This window comes from Micromonospora sp. RTBAU3-60, assembly GCF_054963695.1.
In genome coordinates this window covers 1-585 of record NZ_JBUEGB010000212.1, presented here as the reverse complement: position 1 = coordinate 585, position 585 = coordinate 1, and the positions used below count along the sequence as shown (strand labels likewise).

Here is a 585-nt window from a genome sequence, read left to right as displayed (position 1 = left end):
ACCTGCCGGCCGGTGACACGCAGGGTGGGCAGGTGCACCACCGCGCCCGCGGGGACCGTGGGCGGCAGGATGATCGGACAGGCCACCCACGTCCAATCCCGATACGCCCTCGGATCCGGACGGGTGGGAAGCTGCAACCGCAGCAACACCCTCCTGGGGTCGGTGTCGGAGCGTTCGATGGTGGCCTGCTGCCGGTCACACGCGGCCAGCAGCAGCATCCGCGCGACCTTCGGGGCGCCTTCGAGTTCGAACACGTCCACCGGCAGGCGGCCGTTGGCGGCAAGGAACTTCGCGGCCTGCCGGGTGCGGGACTTGACGATGCTGGACGGCAGATGCTCCCCACCCGGAACCGCCTTGCGTACCTGCTCCCACTCCTGCGGGGTGCGCTTGCGTGGATCGGCCGGCCACGTCGCCAGCACCCCAGCGGTCAGGCCAGCACGCCACCACGCCGAACGCAGAACACGCCCCGCCTGCTCCTGCGCCATCCGCACGACCCGGTCACTGACCCTCACACCCACCGGCGCGGTAACCGTCCAACCCAGACGACGCAGCGCCATCCACGCTTTCGACGGCAGTTTCCGGCCA

The 585-nt window shown here is 70.6% G+C and carries 1 protein-coding gene; it reads right to left on the bottom strand.

Annotated elements, in window-relative coordinates; genetic code table 11:
• The coding region (locus tag ACY34I_RS40610; protein WP_462760867.1) for a hypothetical protein at positions 1 to 557 on the bottom strand (557 nt) is incomplete at its 3' end.
• Between the last annotated feature and the right edge of the window lie 28 nt (positions 558 to 585).